The following is an 18,814-nucleotide window of genomic DNA, read 5'->3' as shown; positions in this document are numbered from 1 at the left end:
TTTCACTCCAGCGGCTGGAGGTGCTGTTCGAGATAGGGCCTCAGATGCGCATGCTGCGACGGCAACTTCAATGTCTCGCCGAGATGCGCGGTATCCTCGTCCCTGTCGAAGCCGGGCTCGTTGGTGGCGACCTCGAACAACACGCCGCCGGGGGTCCGGAAATAGATCGCCCAGAAGTAGTCGCGGTCGATGACAGGCGTCACCTGGTAGCCCGTGTCCATCAGCGCCTTGCGCACCTCGAGCTGACTGGCTCGGTTTTCCACCGCGAAGGCGACGTGATGCACCGAGCCCGCGCCGAGATCGGCGAGCGGCGCGCCGGGTAGGGTCTCGATGTCGACGATGTCCGCGCCGTTGCCGTTCTCCACGGCGAAACGCCTGACATCGCCGGAGGCATCTACCTCCTGATAGCCCATGAACTTCAGCAGTTCGGCGGTCCGGCCCGCATCGCGCAGCCGCATCGAAACCGAGTGGAAGCCACGGATCGCCTCGTCGGACGGCACGCCGCCCTTCGCCCAGGGAGCACGTTCATCGCCCTTGTCTTCCACGAGAGCGAAACCATCGCCGTCGGGCCCGTCGAAGGCGAGCCGCTTCTGGCCGAAACTCTCCTCGCGCCTGAGACCGGTGACGCCCTGGCCGGCGAGATGCGTCTCCCAGTAGCCGAGTGTTCCTTCAGGAACGGAAAAGACGGTCGTGCCGACTTCTCCCGTGCCGGGGCGACCCTTGCCGATATTCGGGAACGGAAAATAGGTCATGACCGATCCCGGCGTACCGAATTCATCCGCGTAGTAGAGATGATAGACGTCAGGGGCGTCGAAGTTCACCGTCTTCTTGACCCGGCGCAGGCCTAGCTTCCCGGTGAAGAATTCGTTGTTCTGCCTTGCATCCTTCGCCATCGACGTGACGTGGTGGAGGCCCTTGATCTGGTTCAGCATCCTGCTCTCCTTCGTGTCCGACGCTCCGGCGTCGTCTCATGCCGCACTATGTCGGGAGCGGAACGGCAAATGAAAGAGAGCGTTCTCAGGATGAACCGTTCTCAATTTATGAACAATCTGACAGACATCGTTCACCGCATGGATCACTCGCTATGTCCGGCGATATCCATGGAAAGCTCGAGGAACCCGTCGACCGACGAGCTCCTCGTTGCGGACGAGCGTCACCGTTACCGGGTGACCGTCATGCGCTGGTCGTCACGCTTCTCGGCCCATGTGCTCTCGTCATAGGCAGGGGCCGCGTTCAGCTGCTCCTCGGTGAAATTGGTGTAGAGATATTTGTTGCCGTCGGCATCGGTCATGAACACCAGATTGTCCATGCCGATCGCCACCGGCTTCTCTCCGACACCCAGGAAGCCTCCGACATCGACGATCACGGCGTCCACCTTGCCGTCCTGCGTCAGCACCACGTCACCGATCTCGCCCACATTGGCGTCCTCGGCGCCGTAGACGGTGGTGCCCACGAGGTCCTTCTCGGCGCTCAGATCACCGGGCTGCACCTCCTTCAGTTGCGACTTGTCGACGGCAGCCGTCGTCGTCATGTCGGTCTGCGTCGACGGAGCCTGCGCGTCCTGAGCAGGCGCAGGCTTCATCGCCTCATCGGCCGGCGCTGTCGTCGAAGGCGCGTCGGCGGACGGCGCCATCGCGGTCGTGTCGCCCGCCGGTGCGGTCGTGTCGCCCGCAGTGGACGGAGCCGCTGCCGGGTCATAGGCCTTGCGGTCGAAGGCCGGCAGAGCCTCCAGTTCCTCCTTGGTGGCCGTGATCACTATCCAGCGGTCGCCGTCCTTTTCGGCCCAATCCATGTCCGAATAGTCCCAGGCGACGTTTTTCTCGCCGATGCCCAGAAAGCCGCCCACGCCGATCACTACTGCCTCGGCCTTCCCGTCCTGGCCGATGACGATATCGTTCACGTCGCCGATATTCTGGGCGTCGTCGCCGGTACCGTCATATACGGTCTCGCCGATGATATTGGTCGCGATCTGGCCATCCGCCTTCACCGTGGCGGCGGGCATGGCAGGATCGGCCGGTTGGATCTCGGCCGGCGCCTGGGTCGGCGCTGGCTGGGTCGCGTCCTGGGCATAGGCGCCAGTGGCAAGCAGGACGGCGACGGCGGTCGTAGCGAAAAGATGACGGTTCATGATACATTCTCCTTGTGCGAAAGGTCTTGCACCGCCGCGCCTGATCGATCTGTCGCAAGGGAGAACCGGCGCGGCGTCACAATCACCAAACGTCGTGACTCCGGTCCGGTTCCGGTTGCATTCACGGACATTTGCCCGCCAGGGATGACAACGCTGCCGATCGCCTGGAATGTGACCGGTTCCGGCTCTGGGCGCGGACGGAGAGCTATTTCTTTCGCGAGCGCGGCGCGACTCTTCGTGACGTGGATTGCTCGAATCGCTTTCGCCCGCTGCTGAGGCAGCCGGCCGGTCCGACGTTCCGGGGCCATCGAGACGACGAGAGGAAGGCCTGCCTCAAGGGCAAGGCAGAATGGGCCGGTGCTCGCGGCCACGCCGTAGGGAAGAACCCAGGATCACTCGGACGGCTCGTCTCCTTTGTCCGGCGTGGTGTTTTCGCGGTAGATCGCATAAGCGAGCAGGGCAAGCACCGGCCAGACCACGGCCGCAATTCCGGCCCGCCCCCGCAGCATCGACGGCAGCAGGGATATGGCTGCCGCCGCCGCTATCGAGGCGATGTCGAACGACCGGCGGTCCGCCTCCCTTCGCGATCGGCGGCGGGCCGACAACCCGGATATTCCGATGATCAGCCCGGCGACGAGCAGGAAACCGACGCCGAATCCCGCAGCCGTTTCGATAGCGCCGAAGCGCTCGGCGGCGGCGATATAGCCCGCCGCCACCAGAAAACCGATCCCGACGAGCCCGGCCAGACCCGCCAGGACATAAACAATCATGGCGCGGCGAGCCCGTCGCGCCATGTTGGAAGCCTCACCGGAAATGAATGCGGCGATGACCGAGCCGAGCATTCAGCGGCGCGTCAGCAATGCGAGCATGAAGCCCACTCCAATCGCGACGCCAAGTGAGGTCAGCGGCTTCTCGCGAATAGCCTCCTCGAGCCGCGTCTCCAGGTCGCTTGCGCCCGAGCGCACCCTTTCGATCGCCGCTTCGCCTTGCGCCTTCAACTGGTCGACGCCTTCGGACGCAGCACGCCGGGCCGCTCCATAGGAATGCCCGCCCGTCGACTGGAGCTGTTTGGCGAGCTTCGCCAGATCGCTCTTCAGCTGGGCAATATCGGCTTCGAGATCCTGCGAGATCACCCGAGATCCATTGTCGGATTTCCCGCCTTTTTCTGCAGCACTCGGCATGGTTCAACTCCTTGTTTACACGACGCCAAACGCACCGCCGGGACCGATGTTCCACGGTCGGGGAACCGCTGGGTCATGAAAATGGGTTTCGCTGCGGAAGTCCAGTCCGCATTCCTCATGGTCGAGTGCCCCGATCATACAAGCGGCCGACCTTGCATCGACAGCCCTTCCCAACGCGCCACCCTCTTCAACCCCTCGCCGTCGAGAACCGTGCAGCCCCCGTTCCACGCTATAAGCTTGCGGCTCGCCAACTTTCGCAGCGTCTTGTTGGTGTGGACGAGCGACAGCCCGAGCGTGTCGGCGACATGCTGCTGGGTGATGGGGATCTCCGCCGATCCGGCGCTGATCAGGCTGACGCCCCTGGCGCGCTCCAGGAGGAAGGCAATCAAGTAGGCTGCCCGCTCGAGCGCCGTCCGACGGCCCACGCTTAGAAGATTTTCATCGAGCATCTGCTCTTCCCTGGAGGCGATCCAGGTGATGTCGTAGGCCAGGCCCGGATGGTTGCGATAGAGTTCCATCAGTCGATCCCGTTCGAAGACGCAAAGCAGCATCGGTGACAACGCCTCGACGGAATGCTGCATCTCGCCCGTGAGGCTGCCCTGGAGGCCGATCAGGTCTCCGGGCATGACGTAGTTGAGGATCTGCCGGCGTCCGTCGGAAAGCAGCTTGTAGCGGAAGCCCCAACCGGACAGCACGGTGTATAGATGAGCACTGTGACTGCCTTCGAGCAGCACCGTAACGCCCTTTTCCACCGCCAGTTCGCCCTTCTTGAAGGTGGCGACGAAGGCCAGTTCCTGCTCTTCGAAATTCCTGAAAACCTTCAGCGGACGCAAAGGGCAGTGTTCACACGGATATTGAAGAGTCGGAATGGCTTGCGGTCCCATCTTCTTCCCTCGTGTCGGATCTGCTTCGCAATCGCGCGACGCGGCGGCTCGCGCGATAGGACCGGCGCCGGGCAACGCCTCACGAAACGAAACGGTTCCGTCATGTCTTTTTTAAATGACACCCCGTGGCAACTCGTCCATGTGTTCATTTTGTAACGGCTTGCCGGATCCGGAGGTTGGAGACTTGGCTGCAGACGCGCTCTCGGGCAAGCGCATCCTGGTGCTGGAAGACGAGTTCCTGATCGCCATGGATGTCGAGCAGTTGTGCCGCGAATGCGGCGCGGACGACATCGTGATCCTGAAAAGCCTCGAAGAGACCGGGGGCGCCGAGGCTGTTGCCAAACGCTTCGACGTCGCGGTCCTTGACCTCATGCTCGAAGGCCAGTCGACTGTCGGCTTCGCCCGGGAACTTCTGCATCTCGGCGTGCCGTTCGTGATCGCGTCCGGATATGGCGACCTGGAAGAGCTTCACAAGGCCGTTCCGGGGGCGCCCGTCGTCAGCAAGCCCTATAGCGGCACCGTCCTCATGGACGTTGTCATCGCCGCGCTCGCCGGGTCACGCCGCATTTGATCCCAGGACCTGCGCAGAAATCGCATCCGGACCATAGTCGGCCTCGCCGGAGATCTCGAGGATTTCCTGCAGCTTCGCGCGCGCCCGGCTGACCCGGCTCTTGATCGTTCCCACCGCGCAGCCGCAGATCTCGGCGGCCTCCTCGTAGGAGAAGCCCGAAGCGCCGATCAGGATGATCGATTCACGCTGATCCTCCGGCAATTGTGCGAGCGCGGAGCGGAAATCCTCCAGGTCGAGCGCGCCATGCTGGCTGGGATGGACCGCCAGGCGGCCGGTCATGACGCCCTCGCTGTCCTGAACCTCGCGACCGCGCTTGCGCATCTGAGAATAGAACTCGTTGCGCAGGATGGTGAACAGCCAGGCCTTCATATTGGTGCCGGGGTGGAAGCTCATATGCTTGTCCCACGCCTTGACCAACGTTTCCTGCACCAGATCGTCGGCCCGGTCGACATTCTGCGACAACGAGACCGCGAAAGCGCGCAGGCTAGGTATCGCGCCGAGCAGATCGTCCTTGAATCCCTGCGATACGGCCATGAGCGATCAACCCTTCTTCTGTTCGGATTCCGCCCTTTCCAGCCGAGCCAGCAGCTGGGTGAGATGGTCAGGCACTTCGTCTGAGAGAAGGCTCTTGTAGTATTCGTCCAATTTCCGGGCTATTTCCGAATTCGCCCCCAGAAGATGTTCGGGCCCATTCGGTTTCGGCCTCGTCTGCCGCGCGCCAGCTGCTTTTGTCATGCCGTCCATTCGCCCTGGTTTGTCATATCCCGTCCCCCCGAATTGCGCACAACCAACGGCCGGCGCCCTGTGTTGAAAGCCGCCGATCTGACCGCGACAACGTCCGGCCGGTGGATTCGTTCCTGTGCCCTGGAACTTTTTGTTGTGGCCGACGTTGAGCACGTCGTATTCGAGCCCGAGAAAGCGACAATTCCTACCGGCCTCAACGGCACCGAGGGAGACCACCGATCATGACGTTGTCAGCGACGATCGCCCCACATCTGCCATTTCTGCGCCGCTTCTCGCGCGCGGTGTCGGGATCGCAAACCAGTGGGGACGCGCTGGTCGCAGCGATGCTGGAGGCGATCATCGCCGATGTCGGCATCTTCCCCGAAGCGTCGAGCGACCGGATCGCACTCTACAAGATCTTCACTCGGCTGTTTTCGTCCATTTCCATCCAGGTGCCGCAGGAGACCCCGGCATCGGCCTGGGAGCAACGCGCCGTCACCAATCTCGCGGCCCTGGCGCCACGCCCGCGCCAGGCCTTTCTGCTCGTCGCCGTGGAAGGTTTTTCGGACAAGGAAGCGGCCGAAGTCCTCGACGTGTCGGAACGCGAGTTCACCGCATTGATCAATCAGGCGAGCAACGAAATCTCGCGTCAGGTCGCGACCGACATATTGGTGATCGAGGACGAGCCGTTGATCGCCATGGACATCGAGGAGATGGTCGAGAGCCTGGGCCACCGCGTCGTCGGCACGGCGCGAACCCACTCCGAGGCCATCACCCTGTTCCAGAAGACCAGTCCGAAAATGGTGCTCGCCGACATCCAGCTGGCCGACGGCAGCTCCGGCATAGACGCAGTCAACGAAATCCTGTCATCGACACCTGTTCCCGTGATCTTCATCACCGCCTTTCCCGAGCGCCTGCTCACCGGCGAGCGGCCCGAGCCGGCCTTCCTCGTCACCAAGCCGTTCAACCCCGAGATGGTGAAAGCCCTGATCAGCCAGGCCCTGTTCTTCGACAGACAAGCCAAGGCCGCGGCCTGACAACACACTGGTCTATGGCGGCCGCGCAATGCACCGGCATCGCCCCCCGCCACTGTTCACACCGGAACGAATATCGACGCGACACGTTCTGCCGTCACGAAACAACATAGGAGAAGGTCGATGCTATACTGGGCCCTGGTCTTCCTTGTCGTCGCCATTATCGCCGGCGCACTGGGCTTCGGCGGCATAGCCGGCACCTCCGCCGGTATCGCGCAGATCCTGTTCTTCATTTTCCTGGCTTTCCTCGTGCTTTCCCTGATTGCGGGACTGTTCCGACGAGCCGGGTGATCCAGCTGTCGACGGGATTTCGGAGTCCGCGCTCAACGGATTTCGACATTCGTCGAACCAACCCTCGCCCGACGCCTGCAACGGACAGGCTCGAGGGATACTGAGGCCCGCACTTGCATGAGCCCTGAAGTCGGAGGAAAAGAAGGAAAAAAACAGGGCGGGAGCGGGTTCGTGAACGTACATCATCCCGAATCGAGCGTCGAACTGGGCCGAAGCCTGCTCCGCGCGCTCAACAACACCGGCATATCCGTCGTCTACCAGGACCCGGAACTCCGGGTGCTTTGGGCGCGCAACGTTCCGCCGTCATGGTCGACCGGCGACCTGTTCGGCGCGACGGACGACCAGTTCCTTCCCGCCTCCGAGGCGCAGCGCCTGATCGGGGCAAAAAAGGCGGTGCTAGAATCGGGTCACCCGCAAAGCCTCGAGATCAGCGTCCCGGCAGACGGCGGCGCCAACTGGTTCAACATCTGGATCGATGCAGACCGCAACGACGGACGTGTCGGCGGCGTTGTCACGACCGCAGTCGATATCACCGAACAGAAGCGCCGTGAGCAGACGCTGCGCACCTTGCTGCGGGAGGTGAGCCACCGGTCGAAGAACCTGCTCGCCATCATACAGAGCGTGGCGACCCAGACCGGCCGCTATTCCGGCACGATCGACGGCTTCCTGACCCGGTTTCGAGGACGATTGCAGTCGCTCGCCTCGTCGCAGGACCTCGTCACCTCCTCGAACTGGCGCGGCGCCGACCTGCATGAACTGGTCGCCGGTCAGGTGAGCCGCTACACGGCCGATCCGCAAAACAGTGTTAGGATCAAAGGGGCCAATCCCTTCCTCAATCCGAATGCGGCGCTGCATATCGGCCTGGCCCTGCACGAACTGGCGGTCAATTCAGTGAGCTACGGCGCGCTGTCGCGCCCGGACGGCCAGGTGACGTTGACGGCACGGATCGTGCCGGCCGACGAAAACGACCTCCCCGGCGACAGAGCGCTGTCCCTGATCTGGAACGAAGACATTCCGCCCAATGGCGGCAATCTCAGGAACAAGCGCTTCGGCAGCGTCGCACTCGAACGCGTGGTGCCGGCCTCTCTCGATGGGATGGCCAGCCTCAAGGTCGGTCCCGAAGTGCTGGAATACAGCCTCCTGGTGCCCGAAGGCAGCTTCGAGATCGAATAACCGCGAAAAGGGATCCGAAGGAGGCCCGGCGCTCGACGATCGGAGACGAGGCCCCGTACATTGGGATGATATCGGCTCGTCTTCGTGCAGGAGGTCGGGCGCAGCCGGAATCCAACGTAGTAAAAATACAATACCAAAGGCATGGAACTCCTCCCCGCGAAACTCCGTTACTATGGGCAAGAGGAGTTTTGTGATGGAACACATTGCCGCCTTGTTGCTCATCATCGGCTGCTCGGACGATCTGGCGCAATGCAGTGAACTTCCGGCGCCGGTCACAGTGTTCGAGACGGTGGAGGAGTGCGAAAGCGAAGTACCAGGCGCGCTTTCTCTCTTCACCGGGAACCAGCCGCAGATTTTCGCGAAATGCCTGCCCGTGGACCCCGCCATGGAAGAAGAGGATGCGGAACTGACCTGGGATGTTCGGCCGGACGGCACACTGATCGCCTCGATCGGAAGCACCAGCGTCATGGTTGCGACAAATTCGCATCGCACGGAGCAAGGGTACGCCGGACGGGACTGAAACGGCAGTTGATGACCGTTCCCGGCTTTCATACGGGGACACCCCTTGCTAGGAGCGGTTATATGAAAAAATTGATTATCGCACTCGTTGCGGCGGCGGCCCTCGCCGGGTGCACGACGGCCGAAAAGACGGCAGTCGGCGGCGCTGCCGTAGGCGCGGCAATCGGCGGCATTGCGAGCGGCACAATCGAGGGCGCCGCCGTCGGCGCAGCGGCTGGTGCCGTGGGTGGTTATCTGCTTGGCCGGGTTGCCGACCGTCCGGGTTATTGCCGCTATCGCGACCGCTCTACCGGCCGCGAATACGTCGATCTGTGCTGATTCTCTCTATTTGCTCCCGACCCCGTGGCAAGCCATGGGGCGGGAGGTTTCATGCCGGGTTCCGAAACAATCCCCGCCGACTCCCGTCGTCCCTTGGCCAGAGCCGATCCTTGGGCTTGCCCGTCCCGACCTGACTGCGACTGTCGCTCGCCCTTAAGCCAGGCCACGCGGATTTGCGCCCGATGCAGCAGGTCCAACGCTCAGGATTTGGCTTTACCGAGCGGCACGGCGATCTCGATCTGCAGGCCGTCCGGGCGATAATGCCGCTGAATCGTTCCGTGGAGTTCACGCGTGATGGTCATGTCGATGAGCTTCGTGCCGAAGCCGGTCCTTTCCGGCTCGCTCACATCGGGGACCCCGCTTTCCGACCATCTCAGATGCAGATGCCGGTTCCTGCCGTTCCTCAATACCTCCCAGGTCACTCTCAATCCCGATACGTCGGCATATTTCAACGTATTGGTCGCGAGTTCGTGGAACGTCAGCCCGAGCGCCTGGGTGGTCGCCTCGTCCAGCCGAACCGACGGGCCGGACATCAGGCCGGGCGGCAGTTCATTGCCGAAGGCCAGGCCGAGCTCGATCGTAAGGAGATCGACGAGATCGGCCTTCTGCCACCGCGCTCGGGTGAGGACGTCCTGCGAGGCGGCCATCGCCTGCAACCGCGCGCCGAACGTCGTGGTGAACTGGCCGATGTCGGACGCGCCAGCCGCCGTCTGACGCGCGATCGCCATGATCCGCGTGATCGAGTTCTTGATCCGATGTTTCATCTCCTGGAGCATCATGTCCTTTTCCAGGAGCGACTTTTCAGTGGCCTGCTGCAAGGCGCGGGCCGCCTCATAGGCCTTGGCCTGGAGCCGGGCGGCCGCGGCTATGGCCGTCGCGAGCAAGAGGCCGAAGGTGCCGAGCATAAGCGGGACGGCAAGCGACGTCGGCGGTTCGAAGGCCGATGTCGGACGGAACACGACAGTCCATTGCCGGCCGCCGACGACCGTCTGACGTGTCACCGGGAGATCGGCACCGTGTACGGTTCCGGGCGGCGCCTCCGTGCGGAACAGCAGATTTCCGTCTTCGGGTGTCCCGACAAAGATTTCCGCCGCGACCGGAAGCAGCGGGGCACGACCGAGTGCGCTGTTGAAGAGTTCGGCCGAGCGGAAGGACGCGAAGAGCAGCCCGATGGTCGCGGCCCCGGGCGGCGCCGTGCCCGACGGCGCGCTGCCGACATTCAGCCGCTTGAAGACCAGGAAGCCGGGGACACCCGGGCCGCCCATCGCCTCGCCGATCTGGACGAGGCCTGTCGCCCACGTGCCTTCGTCGCCCATCGCCTTCTCGATCGCGGCGCGGCGCGCGGGATCGGTGAACATGTCGTAGCCGATACCGGCGATATTCTCGCGAGGTTGGAACAGGGTCACCGGCGTACGCCAGGCCTGGTCGGTGTCGGGCTGGATCGGCAGGATCCGGCCGTGGTCGCGCTCCATATCCCGCACGACGACAGCCTCGTCGCCCGTCTTGACGAGCCGCAGGAAGCCTATACCGCGCAGGCCGGTGAAACTTTTCTCGACATCGAGCGCGTCGAAGAACGTCTTGAAGGCCATGCGCGACACCTGGCCGTCACGTGCCTGGAAGAGGGCGTGGGTGGCATCGAGCAGCGCAAGATGGATTTCCAGACGTCCCTCGATGCGGTTCAGGGCTTCGTCCGCCGTCCCCTCGAATTTGATCCGCGCCGCTTCGTGGACGGCAAAATAGGCGTAGCCGGCCATCACGAGGCTCGCCAGGGCGACCGAAAGGAACGCCGCGGCTGGGAGAAACCGTCTCAAAAGGCACTATCCCGCATCTGCTTTCACGCACTTATCGGCGACCATGCAATTCAATGCAATCGAAAGCGTCGACGGAGGAAAGGGCCAAGGCGAAGAGCCGCGGCCAGCGTTCTGCCTGATATAGGCGGGGCCCGTGGTCTCAGGCGGCCATCTTGACCGCGCCGGGTCCCGGCATGGCACCGGGTGGACATTTCCCGAGGATGATCATCCCCAGCACTTCGTCCTTGGTGACGTCGCTTGTGCGGGCGGTGCCCACCACCTGGCCGTTCTTCATGACGCAGACCCGATCCGCCAGATCGAACACGTCATGGATATCGTGGCTGATGAGGAAGATGCCTATGCCGTCGGCTTTCAACTGGCGCACCAGTTCGCCGACCTGTGCCGTCTCCTGCGGGCCGAGCGCCGCGGTCGGCTCGTCCATGATCAGGATGCGGGCGTTGAACAGGATGGCACGGGCGATCGCCACCGACTGCCTCTGGCCGCCGGACAGCTTGATGACCGGATCCTTGAATCGCTGGAAGCGCGGATTGAGCCTGCCCATCACCTTGCGCGCTTCCGCTTCCATGGCGACATCGTCGAGCGTACCCCACGGCGTGCGCAGCTCGCGCCCCAGGAAGAGGTTGGCCGCGGCGTCGACATTGTCAGCCAGCGCGAGCGTCTGATAGATCGTTTCGATCCCGTACTTCTTGGCGTCGCGCGGATTGCCGATCGAGGCTTCCTCGCCATTCACCAGGATGGTCCCGGCGTCGCGCTTATAGGCGCCCGACAGGATCTTGATAAGCGTCGACTTGCCGGCGCCGTTGTGGCCGAGCAGGGCCACCACCTCGCCCGGGAAGAGATCGACGGAAGCATCGTCGACGGCGCGGATGCCGCCGAAGGCGATGGAAATGTTCCTCATGTCGACGAGCGGCGCGCGATCCGTCTGTTCCATTGCCGTGTCTCCTAGTGGATGCGCTTGCGGTAGAGCGTGTCGAGCCAGACCGCGACGACCAGCACAACGCCGACCACGATGTTCTGGAGCGGCGTGTCAACGCCGAGAAGCACCATGCCCGACTGCAGCGACTGCATGAGCAGCGCGCCGAGCATCGCGCCCGCCACCGTCCCCGAGCCGCCGGCGAGCGACGTGCCGCCGATGACGGCCGCGGCGATGACCAGCAATTCATCGAGCGTGCCTTGCGCGTTGGTCGCCGCATTGAGGCGCGCGGTCGAGATGGCGGCACTGACCGCGGCGAGGAAACCCATGACCATGAAGATCTTCATGATAACCCAGCGCGTGTTGATGCCGGCGAGCTCGGCGGCCTCGGGGTTGCCGCCGATGGCGAAGACATAGCGGCCGAAACGGGTGCGCGTGGCGACGAAGGTCATGACGACGCCGGCCGCTATGGCGATCAGCACGGGAATGGCGATGCCGTGGGCGATGAAGGCCCCTTCAGGCACGGGCAGGCCCCGGTCCTCGTAATATCTCCGCACGATGCCAACCGGCCAGGGATAGGAGTTGGCGATCAAGACGGCGCCGAGGATCGCCGCCGAGGTGACGATACCCAGGAAGTATTCCGCCCAGACAGGCCGCAGGGGAAACTTGAAACGCTTGCGCTGGCGCCGGCCGTTGAGGAGCAGCAGGACGGCGGCGATGCAGGCGACGACGCCGAGGGCCCAGCTCGCCGTCGCTCCGATCGAGCCCACGGGTCCGCCGCCCATCAGACGGAAGGTTGCATCCATCGGCGCCACGGTCCGGCCACTCGTCACCCACCAGGCCGCGCCGCGCCAGACGAGCAGCCCGCCCAGCGTTACGATGAAGGCGGGGATGGTCAGATAGGCTATCAGGAAGCCCTGGAAGGCGCCGATCGCGGCCCCGACGACAAGGCCGGCGGCGAGGGCGATCACCCAGATCGAGGGATCGCCGAGCGGTATGCCCATCACCCTCGGCAGGAACTCCGCCTGGGTCACGCCCATGATCATGCCGACGAAGCCGAGCAGCGATCCGACCGACAGGTCGATGTTGCGGGTGACGATGACGAGCACCATGCCGGTGGCCATCACCGCGATCGAGGATGACTGTACCGACAGGTTCCACAGATTGCGCGGCGTAAGAAAAAGGCCGTTCGACAGAATGTGGAAGCCGATCCAGATGATGAGGAGTGCCCCCACCATGCCGAGCATGCGGGTGTCGATTTCGGTCGCTTTCAGAAAGCGCTGGACAGGACCCAGCTCAGCGGCGCGCGCCCGGTCGACGGACGCATTCGTGGTCGCGTCGGTCATGCATACCTCCCGCCGGCCTTCCGTCTGGCGCGGGTGCCGGAACAGTTGCATCCTAACGCATCGGCCCGAAAATCGTACTCGTTTTTCGGACGGCGCGATGCGTCATTTGGTTGTGGCAGGGAGTCCCTTGCGCGTCCAAGCGGACGCTCAACGCTCCAGGAATGCGCCGCGGCCTTCGTCAAGCCGCGGCGCTCGGGTGCAGGGTTATTTGCAGGCCTCGACCGAGCCGGCCGCGACCCCGGCGCAGACCACGTCCTTCGTGACCCAGCCGGCATCGATGACGAGGTTCAGATTGTCTTTGGTGATCGGGATCGGCGTGAGGAACACCGACTTCGTCATATTGCCGCCCGGAGTGGTGAAATCGACGACGCCTGAGATTTCGCTCATCTGCTTGCCGTCGGCGAGTTGTGAGGCGATCTCGGCCGCGGCCTTGCCGAGCTCGCGTGCATCCTTCCATACCGAGACGGTCTGGGTTCCGAGAGCGACGCGGTTGAGCGCCGCATGGTCGCCGTCCTGGCCGGAGACCGGAACCGAGCCGGCGAGGCCCTGCGCGGCGAGCGCGGCGATGGCACCGCCGGCGGTGCCGTCATTTGAAGCCACGACCGCGTCCACCTTGTTGCTGTTGGTGGTCAGGATCTGTTCCATGTTCTTCTGGGCGTTGGCCGGCAGCCAGCCATCCGTATAGGCCTCGCCGACATTCTTGATCTTGCCCGCGTCGACCGCTTCCTTGAGCACCTCCATCTGCCCGGAGAACAGGAAGTCCGCGTTCGGATCGGCCGAAGAACCCTTGATGAAGGCGTAATTGCCTTCCGGCTTGACCTTGAACACCTCGCGCGCCTGCATGCGGCCGACCTCCTTATTGTCGAAGGTCAGGTAAAAGACGTCCTTGTTCTCGATCAGGCGGTCGTAGCCGACCACCGGGATGCCCTCGGCGAGGGCCTTCTCGACGGCCGGGCCGATCGCCGAGGCGTCCTGCGACAGGATGATGAGCGCATTGGCGCCCTGGCTGATCAGGCTCTCCACATCGGTGAGCTGCTTGGCCGCCGAGGACTGCGCATCCGCTGAGATGTATTTGTCGCCGGCTGCCTCGATCGCGGCCTTCATCGCCGCCTCGTCGGTCTTCCACCGCTCCTCCTGGAAATTCGACCAGGAAACGCCGATGATCTTGTCCTTGGCTTCGGCGACCGTGCCGAGCGCGAACGACATGGCGACGCCCGCCAGAATGGCGGCTGTGAATCTCTTCATGATTTCCTCCCTTTCGCTCCGCTGGAGCGATCCGAATGACGCTTCAGACTGGCAATAGAAGCTTTTTTTCGAGCTTCGAAAAAAATAATGACTCGCCAGATGAACTGTGTCAATATCCTTCACGACATGTTTCAAGGGCCCCGCAGAAAAAGGGGCGGGAACAGGTCGGGAGGAATGCAAGCGATGTCGGCCGCAATCCGTCACGACAACCTGCGCGGGCGTAATCGCGCGCTGGTCATCGCCGCCGTGCGCCGCGCGGGCCAGCCTTCGCGCACCGAAATCGCCGGCACCACCGGTCTCAGCCACTCCACGATATCGGCCATCTCCTCCGACCTGATCGCCGAAGGTGTGCTTGCCGAGATCAAGGGCGGCGAGACCCCTGCCATGAAGCGCGGCCGCCCTCAGGTCGCCATCGGCCTCGACGCCAGAGCGGCCACGGTGGTCACCGTCGTGCTGTCGCTCAATTCGCTCACCGCGGCACTCATCGACTATGCCGGCACGGTGATCGCCGAGGATCACCGGCGGCTGCCAACGCTCACAATGAGCCGCGAGGCGCTGCTGGCCGAGACGGTGGCGATCGTGCGCCGGCTCATCGCCCATCGGGGGCGGGCCGGACGGCGGGTGCTGCGCATCGTTATGGCGGTACAGGGGACGACAGATGCGGCAGCACGCGAGATGCTGTGGTCACCCATCACCATACACAGCGACATCCCGTTTGCCGACCTGATCGAGAACGCGATCGGCATCCCCGCGACGATCGAGAACGACTGCAGCATGATCGCGGTCGCCTTGCGCTGGCGCGATCCGGAACGCTACCGGGACGACTTCATCGCCATCCTGCTCTCTCATGGCATCGGCATGGGGCTGATGCTGAAGGGTGAACTGTTTACCGGGACTCACTCCTCCGGCGCGGAATTCGGCCATATGGTCCACCAGCCCGACGGCGCGCTCTGCCGGTGCGGACGGCGCGGCTGCGTGGAGGCCTATGCCGGAAGCTACGCGATCTGGCGCAATGTCCACCAGGGCGACGAGAACGCCGCCCCAGCGGCCGACATCGGAGAGGCGGAAATGGCTGCTCTCGCCGAGGCGGCACGCGCCGGCGACGGACCCGAGCGGGACGCCTTCCGCAAAGCCGGCCGCGCCATCGGCTACGGGCTGGGCAGCCTGTTCGCCCTGATCGACCCCGCGCCTGTGGCGATCGTCGGTCACGGCGCGCTGGCCTTCGACCTCGTCGAGCCGCCGTTGCGCGAGGCGATCGCACAGACTGCCGGCGGCCAGCACTCCAGATCGATTTCCTTCGCCGTTGAGCCCAACGAGATGCCGCTGATCCGCGAGGGCTGCGCCATGCGCGCCCTGACCTTCGTCGACCGGGAGGTCTTCGCGCCGGGGCCAGTGCCGCAGACCGCAGGAAAGGACGTCGCATGAAATCTCGTCGCCTTGCCCTGACCCTGGCAGCCATTTGCCTGCCGGCTTCCGTCGCGGCGTTCGCCAATCCCTGGTCCGAACGTGTCGTCACCGAGCATGTCGACCAGTCCAGCCTCACCGGCCGGCTGGACTTCGAGGCACTGGAGGCGCTTCGCAACAAGGGCGAAAAACTGTTCGACGGTCGTTTCACCGAACTGGACGGCGTCGGCCGCCCGTTCGCCACCCAGGCCATCATCCCGACCAAACGCAAGCGCGCGCCCGAAAGCGGCTTCTTCCGCACGGCCGGCCTCGACGCGAATGCCTGTTCTGGATGTCATAATCAGCCTAGGCTTGGCGGGGCGGGCGACTTCGTCACCAATGTCTTCGTTTCGGAAGGGTTCGAGAGCGCGGATTTCGATAGCCTCGACCCGCAATTCTCCAACGAGCGCGGATCGAACCACCTGTTCGGCGCCGGCCTCATCGAGCTGCTGGCGCGCGAGATGACCGCCGAGCTGAAGGAGATCCGCAAGGCGACGATCGCCGAAGCGCGCAGGACCGGCCAGACTGCGACATCGAGACTCTCGGCCAAGGGGGTCGAATACGGCACGATCACCGCAGAGCCCGACGGCGTGCTCGATCTTTCCGGCATCGAGGGTGTCGACGCCGACCTCGTCATCCGCCGGTTCAGCCAGAAGGGGGTGATGACGTCGCTGCGCCAGTTCACGGTGAACGCGCTCAACCATCATCACGGCATGCAGCCCGTCGAGCGTTTCGGCGTACGCTGGACGGGGGAGCGCGACCATGACGGCGACCGGCATGACGACGAGATCGTCGAAGGCGACGTGTCCGCCATGGTCGCATGGCAGGCGACACTGGCGCCGCCGACGGTGATGGAGCCGGACGACGCCGCATGGCAGGCGGCGGCGGCGCGCGGCCGGATACGTTTCGACGCGGTCGGCTGCACGGCCTGCCACAAGCCGGCGCTGCCCCTGGCATCCCTCGCCTTCTCCGATCCGGGGCCGTCCGACATGGCGGGAACGCTGCGCGCCGCGGAAGTCGCCGAGCCCGCGGTCTACGATCTCGCCCTCTACGACTGGGCGCGCAAACTGCCCCGCAACGACAAGGGCGAGGTGATGGTGCCGCTTTACGGCGACCTCAAGCGCCATACGATAGCAGACCAGCAGGTGGCCACGCTGGGCAACGAACTGATGGCGCAGCGCTTCGTCGAACGCAACGTCTTCATGACCGGGGAGCTCTGGGGCGTCGGCTCGACCGATCCCTACGGCCACCGCAACGATCTCGCCACGCTCGACGCGGTCATTCGGGCCCATGGTGGCGAGGGACGCGAGGCGCGCGACCGCTATGTCGCCCTTTCCGACGCGGAGCGCGACGACATCATAGCCTTCCTCAAGACGCTGGTGATCGAACCCGACGAGGCGACGAAATGACCCGCTTCATCGCCTGTCTTGCAGCGATCCTCCTTTCCACCGCCACATCGAGGAGCGCCGACGGCGAGGCACGCAAGCCGGTCAACGATGTTCCCAGGATGCATGAGGAGGCGCTCGCCGCCGGGATCGACCACGACTATGGCGGCCCCTGGGAGTTCTTCGTGGGCGGCGGCGGCGCCGCGCTCGACTGCAACGGTGACCGCAGGCCCGACGTCTTCCTGGCCGGGGGCAAGGGACGCTCGACGCTCTACGTCAATGAGAGCGCGGCCGGCGGCGTGCTGAAGTTCAGGGAGGAGTCGCTCCGCCTGGAACCGCGCGATCTGGAGAAGGTGCTCGGCGCCTATGCGCTCGACATCGACGGCGACGGCCATCGCGATCTCGTGCTGCTGAGGCTCGGCGAGGACATCATATTGCGCGGCGGAGCCGACTGCAGCTTCGAGAAGGCCAACCGGCAGTTCTCCTTCGACGGCGGCAAAGCCTGGACGACCGCCTTCGCCGCGACCTGGGAAGAGGGCCAGAGACATCCGACGCTCGCCTTCGGCAACTATGTCGACCGCACCGCACCCGGCTCGCCATGGGGTACCTGCGAGGACAATGGTCTGTTCCGGCCGCAGCCCGGCGAGAAGCCAGACTATTCGCAGGTCACAAGGCTGTCGCCGGGTCACTGCGCGCTGTCCATGCTGTTCACGGACTGGAACCGTTCCGGCATTCCTGCGCTGCGCATCACCAACGACCGGCAATATTACCGCGGCGGCGAGGAGCAGCTCTGGAAGGTGGAGCCCGGCGCGCCGCCGAGGCTCTATGGCCGCGCCGACGGATGGCAGCATTTGACCATCTGGGGCATGGGTATCGCCGAAGGCGACCTCGAAGGCGACGGCTATCCGGAATATGCGCTGACCTCGATGGGCGACACCAAGCTGCAGAAGCTCGACGACGAGGCCGAGGAGGACCGGCCGATCTATAGCGACGTGGCCTTCGAGAAGGGCGCAACCGCGCATCGTCCCTATGCCGGCGGCGACCTGAAGCCTTCGACCGGCTGGCACTCCGAATTCGCCGACTTCAACAATGACGGCCTGCTGGACCTCTACGTTGCCAAGGGCAATGTCGAGCAGATGCCCGATTTCGCCGCCTTCGACCCCGACAACCTCCTCGTCGGCCAATGGGACGGCGGTTTTGCCGAGGGCGGCGACATCGCCGGCATCGCGCTGCCGACCAAGGGACGCGGCGCGATCGTGGAGGACTTCAACATGGACGGCATGCTCGATCTGCTCGTCGTCAATCGCGGCCAGAAGGCGAGCCTGTTCAGGAACTGCGGTGCCGTCACCGGCGACGGGTCACGGCCGATGGGCAATTTCGTCGAGATCGAGTTGCAGCAACCCGGCGCCAACCAGAATGCGGTCGGCGCGCTCGTCTATGTCAAATACGGCACGCGCACGGTGACGCGCAGCGTGCAGGTCGGCGGTGGCCATGCATCGGGCCATGCCGGCTTCCTGCATGTCGGCGTCGGCACTGCGGAGCGCGCCGAGATCCGCGTCAAATGGCCGGACGGCGAGTGGAGCCCGCCCTACCGCGTCTTCGCCAACAATTTCGTCATTGTCGGACGCGGCGCCAAGGCGGCAAAATACTGGTATCCGCCGGAGGGTTGAGCGATCAGTGAGGAGCAGACGATGGACATTCGTGGCGCTTAAAGTTGCGCACCAAACCATCGTCCCTTCTAAAGGCTCGAGCGCCTAGTCATCTTTTTGAAGCCATCCTGCGTGCTTCGCGAGAAGGCGGACAATTGCTTTGTCGTTCACAACATCAAAAGTTCTTTGCCAAATTCTCA

20 protein-coding genes are annotated in these 18,814 nt (G+C 64.1%); 9 read left to right on the top strand and 11 right to left on the bottom strand.

The annotated features are described in order from the left end of the window. Positions 1-2: 2 nt before the first annotated feature. The 5 genes from JN302_RS11575 to JN302_RS11555 all read right to left on the bottom strand — a co-directional run bounded on the left by JN302_RS11575 (position 3) and on the right by JN302_RS11555 (position 4,193). Positions 3-932, bottom strand: coding sequence for a VOC family protein (locus JN302_RS11575; RefSeq protein ID WP_202312260.1), 930 nt, complete (start codon positions 930-932; stop codon positions 3-5). A 227-nt stretch (positions 933-1,159) separates the two neighbouring features. Continuing rightward, the gene (locus tag JN302_RS11570; RefSeq protein ID WP_202332941.1) at positions 1,160-2,128 is read right to left on the bottom strand and encodes a PRC-barrel domain-containing protein; all 969 of its coding nucleotides are present in this window, start codon (positions 2,126-2,128) and stop codon (positions 1,160-1,162) included. Between the two features lie 392 nt (positions 2,129-2,520). After that, positions 2,521-2,970, bottom strand: a complete 450-nt coding sequence (locus JN302_RS11565; RefSeq protein WP_202332940.1) for a hypothetical protein — start codon at positions 2,968-2,970, stop codon at positions 2,521-2,523. Further along, the gene (locus JN302_RS11560) at positions 2,971-3,309 is read right to left on the bottom strand and encodes a DUF883 family protein (RefSeq protein ID WP_202312255.1); all 339 of its coding nucleotides are present in this window, start codon (positions 3,307-3,309) and stop codon (positions 2,971-2,973) included. It abuts the gene before it with no gap. Positions 3,310-3,443: 134 nt separating this feature from the next. Beyond that, the gene (locus tag JN302_RS11555) at positions 3,444-4,193 is read right to left on the bottom strand and encodes a Crp/Fnr family transcriptional regulator (RefSeq protein ID WP_202312253.1); all 750 of its coding nucleotides are present in this window, start codon (positions 4,191-4,193) and stop codon (positions 3,444-3,446) included. Positions 4,194-4,377: 184 nt separating this feature from the next. Here JN302_RS11555 and JN302_RS11550 point away from each other — a divergent pair, with 184 nt between their 5' ends. After that, on the top strand, positions 4,378-4,764 hold the full coding sequence (locus tag JN302_RS11550; protein ID WP_244743226.1) for a response regulator: 387 nt from the start codon (positions 4,378-4,380) through the stop codon (positions 4,762-4,764). Here JN302_RS11550 and JN302_RS11545 read toward each other — a convergent pair. Both JN302_RS11545 and JN302_RS11540 read right to left on the bottom strand, forming a co-directional pair. Then, positions 4,750-5,298, bottom strand: a complete 549-nt coding sequence (locus tag JN302_RS11545; RefSeq protein WP_202312251.1) for a sigma-70 family RNA polymerase sigma factor — start codon at positions 5,296-5,298, stop codon at positions 4,750-4,752. The genes JN302_RS11550 and JN302_RS11545 overlap by 15 nt on opposite strands. A 6-nt stretch (positions 5,299-5,304) precedes the next feature. Further along, a complete protein-coding gene (locus tag JN302_RS11540) occupies positions 5,305-5,499 on the bottom strand; it encodes a NepR family anti-sigma factor (RefSeq protein WP_202314690.1) in 195 nt (64 codons plus the stop codon). Positions 5,500-5,729: 230 nt separating this feature from the next. Between JN302_RS11540 and JN302_RS11535 the strand changes: the two genes are divergently transcribed. The 5 genes from JN302_RS11535 (at position 5,730) to JN302_RS11515 (ending at position 8,822) form a co-directional block, all read left to right on the top strand. Beyond that, a complete protein-coding gene (locus tag JN302_RS11535) occupies positions 5,730-6,524 on the top strand; it encodes a response regulator (protein WP_202332939.1) in 795 nt (264 codons plus the stop codon). A 120-nt stretch (positions 6,525-6,644) separates the two neighbouring features. Further along, positions 6,645-6,812: a DUF1328 domain-containing protein gene (locus tag JN302_RS11530; protein ID WP_202312248.1), complete on the top strand. Its 168-nt coding sequence runs from the start codon at positions 6,645-6,647 to the stop codon at positions 6,810-6,812. A 117-nt stretch (positions 6,813-6,929) separates the two neighbouring features. Then, on the top strand, positions 6,930-7,985 hold the full coding sequence (locus tag JN302_RS11525; protein WP_202312246.1) for a PAS domain-containing sensor histidine kinase: 1,056 nt from the start codon (positions 6,930-6,932) through the stop codon (positions 7,983-7,985). Between the two features lie 193 nt (positions 7,986-8,178). Continuing rightward, positions 8,179-8,505, top strand: a complete 327-nt coding sequence (locus JN302_RS11520) for a hypothetical protein (RefSeq protein WP_202332938.1) — start codon at positions 8,179-8,181, stop codon at positions 8,503-8,505. 62 nt (positions 8,506-8,567) lie between these two features. Then, entirely contained in the window at positions 8,568-8,822 is a 255-nt protein-coding gene (locus JN302_RS11515) for a glycine zipper domain-containing protein (protein WP_202332937.1), read from the top strand. 200 nt (positions 8,823-9,022) lie between these two features. On the opposite strand, the gene JN302_RS11510 is transcribed toward JN302_RS11515, so the two are convergent. The 4 genes from JN302_RS11510 to xylF all read right to left on the bottom strand — a co-directional run bounded on the left by JN302_RS11510 (position 9,023) and on the right by xylF (position 14,137). After that, a complete protein-coding gene (locus JN302_RS11510) occupies positions 9,023-10,633 on the bottom strand; it encodes a CHASE domain-containing protein (RefSeq protein ID WP_202332936.1) in 1,611 nt (536 codons plus the stop codon). Positions 10,634-10,772: 139 nt separating this feature from the next. Beyond that, entirely contained in the window at positions 10,773-11,564 is a 792-nt protein-coding gene (locus JN302_RS11505; protein WP_202332935.1) for an ATP-binding cassette domain-containing protein, read from the bottom strand. An 11-nt stretch (positions 11,565-11,575) separates the two neighbouring features. After that, positions 11,576-12,892: a sugar ABC transporter permease gene (locus JN302_RS11500; protein ID WP_202312236.1), complete on the bottom strand. Its 1,317-nt coding sequence runs from the start codon at positions 12,890-12,892 to the stop codon at positions 11,576-11,578. A gap of 204 nt (positions 12,893-13,096) precedes the next feature. Further along, positions 13,097-14,137 carry a D-xylose ABC transporter substrate-binding protein gene (xylF, locus tag JN302_RS11495; RefSeq protein WP_202312234.1) on the bottom strand — a complete coding sequence of 347 codons (1,041 nt, stop codon included), beginning with the start codon at positions 14,135-14,137 and terminating at the stop codon, positions 13,097-13,099. 183 nt (positions 14,138-14,320) lie between these two features. On the opposite strand from xylF, the gene JN302_RS11490 reads away from it, so the two are divergent. The 3 genes from JN302_RS11490 to JN302_RS11480 are packed head-to-tail and all read left to right on the top strand — an operon-like array spanning position 14,321 to position 18,635. Further along, on the top strand, positions 14,321-15,562 hold the full coding sequence (locus JN302_RS11490) for an ROK family protein (protein WP_202312232.1): 1,242 nt from the start codon (positions 14,321-14,323) through the stop codon (positions 15,560-15,562). Next, the gene (locus JN302_RS11485) at positions 15,559-16,989 is read left to right on the top strand and encodes a di-heme oxidoredictase family protein (protein ID WP_202332934.1); all 1,431 of its coding nucleotides are present in this window, start codon (positions 15,559-15,561) and stop codon (positions 16,987-16,989) included. The genes JN302_RS11490 and JN302_RS11485 overlap by 4 nt, the downstream gene beginning before the upstream one ends. Then, positions 16,986-18,635 carry a CRTAC1 family protein gene (locus JN302_RS11480; protein WP_202332933.1) on the top strand — a complete coding sequence of 550 codons (1,650 nt, stop codon included), beginning with the start codon at positions 16,986-16,988 and terminating at the stop codon, positions 18,633-18,635. Before JN302_RS11485 ends, JN302_RS11480 begins: the two co-directional genes overlap by 4 nt. The last annotated feature ends 179 nt before the right edge of the window (positions 18,636-18,814 follow it).

It is taken from the genome of Mesorhizobium sp. L-8-3, assembly GCF_016756615.1.
In the GTDB taxonomy this organism is placed as follows: Bacteria; Pseudomonadota; Alphaproteobacteria; order Rhizobiales; family Rhizobiaceae.
This window is presented reverse-complemented; position numbering and strand designations above follow the sequence as displayed.

What these genes read in the sequence shown, in the direction of transcription:
- xylF (WP_202312234.1), bottom strand. Translation starts at nt 14,137, where the DNA reads ATGAAGAGATTCACAGCCGCCATTCTGGCGGGCGTCGCCATGTCGTTC.
- JN302_RS11500 (WP_202312236.1), bottom strand. Translation starts at nt 12,892, where the DNA reads ATGACCGACGCGACCACGAATGCGTCCGTCGACCGGGCGCGCGCCGCT.
- JN302_RS11520 (WP_202332938.1), top strand. Translation starts at nt 8,179, where the DNA reads ATGGAACACATTGCCGCCTTGTTGCTCATCATCGGCTGCTCGGACGAT.
- JN302_RS11540 (WP_202314690.1), bottom strand. Translation starts at nt 5,499, where the DNA reads ATGACAAAAGCAGCTGGCGCGCGGCAGACGAGGCCGAAACCGAATGGG.
- JN302_RS11555 (WP_202312253.1), bottom strand. Translation starts at nt 4,193, where the DNA reads ATGGGACCGCAAGCCATTCCGACTCTTCAATATCCGTGTGAACACTGC.
- JN302_RS11525 (WP_202312246.1), top strand. Translation starts at nt 6,930, where the DNA reads ATGAGCCCTGAAGTCGGAGGAAAAGAAGGAAAAAAACAGGGCGGGAGC.
- JN302_RS11575 (WP_202312260.1), bottom strand. Translation starts at nt 932, where the DNA reads ATGCTGAACCAGATCAAGGGCCTCCACCACGTCACGTCGATGGCGAAG.
- JN302_RS11560 (WP_202312255.1), bottom strand. Translation starts at nt 3,309, where the DNA reads ATGCCGAGTGCTGCAGAAAAAGGCGGGAAATCCGACAATGGATCTCGG.
- JN302_RS11565 (WP_202332940.1), bottom strand. Translation starts at nt 2,970, where the DNA reads ATGCTCGGCTCGGTCATCGCCGCATTCATTTCCGGTGAGGCTTCCAAC.
- JN302_RS11570 (WP_202332941.1), bottom strand. Translation starts at nt 2,128, where the DNA reads ATGAACCGTCATCTTTTCGCTACGACCGCCGTCGCCGTCCTGCTTGCC.
- JN302_RS11490 (WP_202312232.1), top strand. Translation starts at nt 14,321, where the DNA reads ATGTCGGCCGCAATCCGTCACGACAACCTGCGCGGGCGTAATCGCGCG.
- JN302_RS11515 (WP_202332937.1), top strand. Translation starts at nt 8,568, where the DNA reads ATGAAAAAATTGATTATCGCACTCGTTGCGGCGGCGGCCCTCGCCGGG.
- JN302_RS11505 (WP_202332935.1), bottom strand. Translation starts at nt 11,564, where the DNA reads ATGGAACAGACGGATCGCGCGCCGCTCGTCGACATGAGGAACATTTCC.
- JN302_RS11485 (WP_202332934.1), top strand. Translation starts at nt 15,559, where the DNA reads ATGAAATCTCGTCGCCTTGCCCTGACCCTGGCAGCCATTTGCCTGCCG.
- JN302_RS11545 (WP_202312251.1), bottom strand. Translation starts at nt 5,298, where the DNA reads ATGGCCGTATCGCAGGGATTCAAGGACGATCTGCTCGGCGCGATACCT.
- JN302_RS11480 (WP_202332933.1), top strand. Translation starts at nt 16,986, where the DNA reads ATGACCCGCTTCATCGCCTGTCTTGCAGCGATCCTCCTTTCCACCGCC.
- JN302_RS11530 (WP_202312248.1), top strand. Translation starts at nt 6,645, where the DNA reads ATGCTATACTGGGCCCTGGTCTTCCTTGTCGTCGCCATTATCGCCGGC.
- JN302_RS11535 (WP_202332939.1), top strand. Translation starts at nt 5,730, where the DNA reads ATGACGTTGTCAGCGACGATCGCCCCACATCTGCCATTTCTGCGCCGC.